This is a genomic window from uncultured Enorma sp., from assembly GCA_905210055.1.
Taxonomy (GTDB): Bacteria; Actinomycetota; Coriobacteriia; order Coriobacteriales; family Coriobacteriaceae; genus Enorma.
Map to the genome: position 1 here is coordinate 1 of CAJLVH010000130.1, position 5,600 is coordinate 5,600.

4 protein-coding genes are annotated in these 5,600 nt (G+C 63.7%); 1 reads left to right on the forward strand and 3 read right to left on the reverse strand.

Annotated features, from left to right (window positions below):
* The 3 genes from QZ079_RS07765 to secA all read right to left on the reverse strand — a co-directional run.
* On the reverse strand, positions 1 to 553 hold a 553-nt coding region (locus QZ079_RS07765; RefSeq protein ID WP_297037255.1), incomplete at its 3' end, for a YitT family protein.
* A gap of 167 nt (positions 554 to 720) precedes the next feature.
* Positions 721 to 1,860, reverse strand: a complete 1,140-nt coding sequence (prfB, locus tag QZ079_RS07770; protein WP_291289019.1) for a peptide chain release factor 2 — start codon at positions 1,858 to 1,860, stop codon at positions 721 to 723.
* The gene (gene secA / locus QZ079_RS07775) at positions 1,860 to 4,667 is read right to left on the reverse strand and encodes a preprotein translocase subunit SecA (RefSeq protein ID WP_297037258.1); all 2,808 of its coding nucleotides are present in this window, start codon (positions 4,665 to 4,667) and stop codon (positions 1,860 to 1,862) included. Before secA ends, prfB begins: the two co-directional genes overlap by 1 nt.
* Positions 4,668 to 4,970: 303 nt before the next feature.
* On the opposite strand from secA, the gene QZ079_RS07780 reads away from it, so the two are divergent.
* Positions 4,971 to 5,477 (forward strand): pyridoxamine 5'-phosphate oxidase family protein, encoded by a 507-nt coding sequence (locus QZ079_RS07780; RefSeq protein WP_297037260.1) that lies wholly within the window; start codon positions 4,971 to 4,973, stop codon positions 5,475 to 5,477.
* Positions 5,478 to 5,600: the final 123 nt, after the last annotated feature.

Consider the following 5,600-nt stretch of genomic DNA (forward strand, 5'->3'; position numbering starts at 1 on the left):
AGGCGGCGCACACCGCCACATCGATGACCATGACGGTCGAGCCCACGGGAAGCGACGTTTTCCGTGAGATGATCTGAGCGATGGTGTCGGAGCCGCCGGTATTCGCACCGGCTCGGAACACGAAGCCGTAGCCCACACCCGAGATGATACCGCCCCACAGCGCCGAGAGCACGAGGTCTCCCGAAACGGCTTTGAACGAGGCGGCGAGCGGCATGAGCGCGTCGCAGAAGAAGCCGAAGAGCACGAAGCCCGTGACCGTCTGCACAAGGTAGCGGGCACCGCCCGTGCGCATCACGAAGAGGATGAGCACCGCGTTCATGACGATCGTTTGGAGGCCGACGGGAAGGTAGAAGCCCTGGCGCGAGGCGAGTTCGGAGATGATCGTGGCAAGGCCGGTAAGGCCGCCCGCTGCAAGGCCGTTCGACACCATGAAGGCGTCGACCGCGAACGCTGCGATAGCGCAGCCCGCAGCGATGAGCGGAACATCACGCCAGAACCGCGACTTCACCACACGCTTGACGTCGACATGCCTCAGATTCATACGGGAAGCCATACCCCGTCCCTTCTGCGCACGGTCTCGCAACGCGCGACCGCCGTACCTCAACAGGCGCATGGGTTCCATCATTATCGGATGGATTGTAGCACGTTTGATGGTATTGGTATAACGACTTGATACGTCTTACTCGCATGTAAAATAACCCCTGGGGTAATTTTACATGGCTAGGCTTCTGCCTCCGCGTTGCCGGTGGCCCAGCGATGGTAGCCGATGACGAACGGGTCGAGGTCGCCCTCTTCGAGCACGCCATCGACGTTCGAGGTCTCCACGCCGGTGCGCAGATCCTTCACCATCTGATACGGATACAGCACGTAGCTGCGAATCTGGTTGCCGAAACCGATGTCCGTCTTGGGACCGCGAATCTCGTCGAGCTTGTCCTCGCGCTTCTGCAGCTCGAGCTCGTAGAGGCGCGCCTTCAAGATCTGCATGCACGCGGCCTTGTTCTGGATCTGGCTGCGCTCGTTCTGACACGTCACGACGATACCCGTGGGCAGGTGCGTCACGCGCACGGCGGAATCGGTGGTGTTCACGCCCTGACCGCCCGGGCCGCTCGCGTGGTACACGTCGACACGAATGTCGTCCGGCGCGATCTCGATGTCGATGTCTTCGGGCAGCACGGGGATGACCTCCACGCCGGCGAACGTGGTCTGGCGGCGCTTCTTCGCGTCCGTGGGGCTGATGCGCACCAAGCGATGCACGCCGGCCTCCGCCCGGAGCATGCCGAAGGCATCCTTGCCCTCTACGGTGATGGTCGCACGGTCGATGCCGATGACCTCGGCCGCGGGGCAGTCGTTCACCGTGACCTTCCAACCCTTGCGCGCACAGTACTTCATGTACATCTTGAAGAGCATGAACGTCCAGTCCTGCGCCTCAAGGCCACCCTGGCCGGGCTTGATGGTAAGGATTGCGTCACCGTGGTCGAACTCGCCGGTAAACCAGCTCGAAAGCTCGAGCGCATCCACGGAGCGTGCGAGTGCCTCGGCATTCGCGGACGCTTCGGCGACGAAATCCGCTGCTCCCTCATCCTCCCCCAGCTCAGAAGCAAGCTCGAGGGCAGCACGCGCATCGGCGAGCTGCGAGCGCGCACCGTCGACCGCTTCGACATCCCCGCGTGCGGAAGCAAGCTCCGCCATAAGCGCACGGGCACGATCTGCGTCGTCCCAAAAGCCGGGGGCGGCGCTCATCTGCTCGAGCTCCTCCACACGCCCGCGCTTCTCGTCGATATGCAGGTACGCCTCGACCTCCGCGAGACGCTGCTCCAGAGCGCTGAGCTCCTCGGGCGTAATGTTCGCGACATCGGCCATTAGCGGTTCCTACCGTGGCAGTTCTTGAACTTCTTACCGCTGCCGCAGGGGCAGGGGTCGTTACGCCCCACGTTGGCATACGGGTCGCCGCTCTCGGCCTTCACATAGGTCTTCACCTTACCGCGCACGGGAGCGGGAGCCTTACCAGCAGCGTTCGCCGCCTGAGCCGCGGCCTGGCGGCGCAGGGTCGAAGATCCGGAGTCGCCATCGACCTCGCCAGGACCGGAGTAGGTGGCGGCATGCAGCGCCCCGGCACCCTGCGGAGCGGAGGGCGCCTGGCGAAGCTCGGTCCTGAGCACCGTGCGCAGGTAATCTTCGTACATCGTGCTCACGAGCGTGCCAAACGCCGCGTGCGCCTCGGAACGATACTCCGTGAGCGGGTCGCGCTGGCCGAATCCACGAAGCCCTATGCCCTGCTTGAGGTAGTCCATCTCCTGCAGATAGCTCATCCAGCGCGTATCGATCACGCGGAGCATGACCTGGCGGTCGAGCTCGCGGATGACGTCGGCGCCCAGACGCTCGGCCTTCTCGTCGTAGCACGTACGCACATAATCGAGGACGTCGGACTCGAGCTTCTTGGTATCCGCGTCCTCGAAGCGCGGAGCATCCGCCTTGCCGGTGAGCTCGACGACCCACTGGTGCAAGCCGTCGAAGTCTGACCCTTCGGCATGGGTGCCCGGCTCGCAAAACTCCGCCACGCCGCGCGCCACGGTATCCTCCATGACATCGGCCGTGTGCTCGGAGAGATCCTTGCCGTCGAGGATGCGGTTGCGCTCCTCGTAGATCTCCATGCGCTGCTTGTTCATGACGTCGTCGTATTCAAGCACGTTTTTACGCATGGAGAAGTTAATGTTCTCGACCTTGCGCTGTGCGCTCTCCACGGCCTTCGACACGAACTTGTTCTGGATGGGCATGTTGTCCATATCGGCAGCCGACATGAGGCCGGAAAGCCGCTCCACGCGTTCGCCGCCGAAGAGCCGCATGAGGTCGTCTTCGAGCGAAAGGTAGAACTGCGTCTCGCCGGGGTCGCCCTGACGGCCGGCGCGGCCGCGCAGCTGGTTGTCGATACGGCGGCTCTCGTGCCGCTCGGTGCCGATCACGCACAGGCCGCCTGCAGCGATGACCTGCTCGTGCTCGCGTGCGCACACGTCCTTGGCGCGGGCGAGTTCTTCGGCATACGCGGCGGAGCGCGCCTCCTCGTAGCCCTCCGCCTCCGGGTCGAGGCCGCGTGCCTCGACGTTCTCGTTCGCAAGCTCCTCGGGGTTGCCGCCGAGCAGGATGTCCGTACCACGGCCGGCCATGTTCGTCGCGATGGTGACAGCGCCCAAACGGCCGGCCTGCGCGACGATGTGCGCCTCGCGCTCGTGGAACTTGGCGTTCAAGACCTCGTGCTTGATGCCGCGTTTATCGAGCGCGCGGGAAAGGCGCTCGGAGCTCTCGATGGAGACCGTGCCCACCAGAACCGGCTGGCCAGCGGCGTGGCGCGCCGCCACGTCCTCGGCGACGGCAGCATATTTCGCGTCGATCGAGCGGTAGATGAGGTCGTCGTGATCCTCGCGAATGACCGGTTTGTTCGGCGGGATGACCTGCACAGGAAGCTTGTAAATCTCGCGGAACTCGGCGTCTTCTGTGAGCGCGGTACCCGTCATGCCCGAGAGCTTGTCGTACAGGCGGAAATAGTTCTGCAGCGTGATGGTGGCGAGCGTCTGGTTCTCCTCGCGGACGAGCACGCCTTCCTTCGCCTCAATGGCCTGGTGGAGACCCTCGGAGTAGCGCCTGCCCTCCATGATGCGGCCGGTAAACTCGTCAACGATCTTGACTTCGCCGTTCGTGACCACGTACTGCTGGTCGCGATGGAACATGTACTGCGCCTTGAGCGCCTGCTGGAGGTGGTTCACGAGCGCGCCGGAGAGGTCGGCGTAGATGTCGTCGATTCCCAGGCGCTTCTCGATCTTCTTCAAACCCTGCTCAGTAGCGGCGATGGTGTGCTTCGCCTCGTCCATGACGAAGTCGCCGTCGGGCTCGGGCATGGCCTCGAGCGAAAGCGGGTCGCGCACGACCTCGGGGGCGCGCTTGAGTCCGCGCACGGCGCGTGCGAAGTCCTTGTAGGTGCTCGCCGAACGCGTACCCGCACCGGAGATGATGAGGGGCGTGCGCGCCTCGTCGATGAGGATGGAGTCGACCTCGTCGACGATGGCGAAGGCGTGCCCGCGCTGTACGCGCGCCTCCGCGCTCATGACCATGTTGTCACGCAGGTAATCGAAGCCGAACTCGGAGTTCGTACCATAGGTAACGTCTGCAGCGTAGGCGGGGCGCTTCTGCGCGAGCGGCATGCCGTTCTGCAGCAGGCCGACCTTCATCCCCAGGAAGCGGTAAATCTGCCCCATCCACTCGGAGTCGCGTTTCGCAAGGTAGTCGTTCACCGTGACGATGTGCACACCGGTTCCGGGGATGGCGTTCAGGTAGCCGGCGAGCGTGGAGACGAGCGTCTTGCCTTCACCGGTCTTCATCTCGGCGATCTGCCCCTCGTGGAGCGTCATGCCGCCGATGAGCTGCACGTCGAAGTGGCGGAGCCCCGTGGTGCGCTTGGACGCCTCGCGCACGACGGCGAACGCCTCGGGCAGCAGGCTGTCGAGCGACTCGCCGGCGGCATAGCGCTCGCGGAAGAGGTCAGTCTGGTGCGCGAGCTCCTCGTCGCTCATCGCCTCGTAGGTCGGCTCGAGGCCGTTGATCTGCTCCACGGTCTTTTGATAGCGCTTCAGCTCCTTGTCGGAGCCCACCGAGAGCAGCTTTGAGAAGAGTCCCATGTGCTTCCTTTTCCACGCGTCGAGAGCACGCGACCGGGCGCGCCCGCGACAAACGTTTCCAGCGGACCTATTCAATCTGCATAACTGTACCCGTTTGCCACTCGGGCGCGCACAGCGGATGTACAAGCGCACGGAGAAACCACGGCGAGGGGTTATTGGCGAGCCACTGGGAATGGCGAGCCACTGGGGACGGGGGTTATTGGCGAGCCAATCGAACCGGGTTCATGCGATCCGTCTTCAGCAGGTGGTCGCCCGGCGTAAAATGTGCCTGTAAACCGATGTGCCTACATGAAAGGAAATGCGATGAAGGCCATGAGGCTATCGAAGCGCGAGGTGCGCGATACCGAGGCGTTGCGCGCGATCGTGGAGGCGTGCCGAACCGTACGCTTGGGTGCCACGGACGACGAGGGCATGTTCATCGTTCCCGTGAGCTTCGGATACGACTGGCAGGTAGATAGCGGCGGTGCACCGCGTCTCACGCTCTGGTTCCATTCCGCGGAAGCGGGACGCAAGGCGGCGGCGTTCATGGCGAACAGCGAGGATGGTACGCCCGTCGCGATCGAGATGGACTGTGAGGATGGCCTCATCACGGGCGACTTCGCCTGCGCGTATTCATGCGCGTACCGAAGCATCATGGGATCTGGACGGGTCTTTCCTGTAGCTGCGTGCACGGAAAAGGTGCACGGCCTTGCCCGCATCATGGAACACATGGCACCTGGAGCGCCATGTGCGTTTTCCGACGAAGCGCTGAGTCGCGTCGCCGTGTGGCGCATCGAAGTAGATCGCTTCACAGGTAAACGGCGAGGCTAAGCGGAGCCTGGCGAACACCACGCCAAAAAATCCCCGCGCCGGCACTTCGACGCGGGGATTTCAATCCGAATACACGATTCGAGAAACGGGCTCGCTACTCGGCAGCGGTCTCCTCGGCAGGGG

What these genes read in the sequence shown, in the direction of transcription:
- secA (WP_297037258.1), bottom strand. Translation starts at nt 4,667, where the DNA reads ATGGGACTCTTCTCAAAGCTGCTCTCGGTGGGCTCCGACAAGGAGCTG.
- QZ079_RS07780 (WP_297037260.1), top strand. Translation starts at nt 4,971, where the DNA reads ATGAAGGCCATGAGGCTATCGAAGCGCGAGGTGCGCGATACCGAGGCG.
- prfB (WP_291289019.1), bottom strand. Translation starts at nt 1,860, where the DNA reads ATGGCCGATGTCGCGAACATTACGCCCGAGGAGCTCAGCGCTCTGGAG.